The 1209-nt window shown below is 69.6% G+C and carries 2 protein-coding genes; both read right to left on the bottom strand.

Annotated elements, in window-relative coordinates:
* A partial coding sequence (locus ACFWI8_RS34895) for an ABC transporter permease (protein WP_387099878.1) occupies nucleotides 1-298 on the bottom strand: 298 nt, incomplete at its 3' end.
* On the bottom strand, nucleotides 295-1209 hold a 915-nt coding region (locus ACFWI8_RS34890; protein ID WP_387099875.1), incomplete at its 5' end, for an ATP-binding cassette domain-containing protein. The genes ACFWI8_RS34895 and ACFWI8_RS34890, both read right to left, overlap by 4 nt.

The raw sequence follows: 1209 nt of genomic DNA, 5'->3' as shown, positions 1-1209 counted from the left end.
GGAAGCGGGCGATGATGCCCTCGGTCATGTCGGTGGAGACGGAGACGGCGGTGCCGATGGTGGTGGAGCCGATGGTCATCAGCAGCAGGCCGGGCACGAGGTAGGCGATGTAGTCCGATCTGTCTCCGCCGCCGATGCCCGCGCTCATCGCGTCGCCGAAGACGTAGACGAACAGCAACAGCAGCATCACCGGGGTGAGCAGCAGGTTCAGGGTGAGGGAGGGGTAGCGGCGGGCGTGCAGCAGGTTGCGGCGCAGCATGGTGTGGGAGTCGCGGGCGGCGAGGGCGAGGGTGCTCATCGGACAGCCTCCTTGGCGGTGGTGGTGGCGGTGAGGGCGAAGAAGACGTCGTCGAGGTCGGGGGTGTGGACGGTGAGTTCGTCGGCCTCGATGCCGGCGGCGTCCAGGTGGTCGAGGACGGAGCGCAGTGCGCGTTGGCTGCCGTCGCTGGGGAGTTGGAGGGTGAGCGCCTCGTCGTCGGGGGTGGCTTCGCGTAGTGCGGTGGCGGCGGTCTGGTAGGCGGCCGGGTCGGTGAAGCGGAGGCGGATGTGGCCGCCGGGGATGAGGCGTTTGAGTTCGTCGGCGGTGCCTTCGGCGGCGATGGTGCCGTTGTTGAGTACGGCGATGCGGTCGGCGAGTTCGTCGGCCTCCTCCAGGTACTGGGTGGTGAGGAAGACGGTGACGCCGCTGGTGACGAGTTCGCGGATGATGCCCCACATGGTGTGGCGGGAGCGGGGGTCGAGGCCGGTGGTGGGCTCGTCGAGGAAGATGATCCGGGGGCTGCCGACCAGGGTCATCGCGATGTCCAGGCGGCGCTTCATGCCGCCGGAGTAGGTGGAGGCTGGCTTCTTCGCGGCGTCCACGAGGTCGAAGCGTTCCAGGAGTTCGGCGGTCACCCGCCGCCCCTCCGACCGGGGGAGGTGGTGCAGGTCGGCCATCAGGAGCATGTTCTCCTCGCCGGTGATCAGGCCGTCGACGGCGGAGAACTGCCCGGTGACGCCGATCGCGGCGCGCACCGCCTGCGGATCGGTGGCCAGGTCGTGGCCGCCGACGTGGATCGCGCCGGCGTCGGCGCCGATCAGGGTGGAGAGGATCTTCACGGCGGTGGTCTTGCCGGCGCCGTTCGGGCCGAGGAGGGAGAAGATCGTGCCCTCCGGGACGGCCAGGTCGACACCGTCCAGGACGGTCTTGTCGCCGTAGGACTTACGCAG

This window comes from Streptomyces sp. NPDC127098 (assembly GCF_042722465.1).
GTDB classification, from domain to species: Bacteria; Actinomycetota; Actinomycetes; order Streptomycetales; family Streptomycetaceae; genus Streptomyces; species Streptomyces millisiae.
This window is presented reverse-complemented; position numbering and strand designations above follow the sequence as displayed.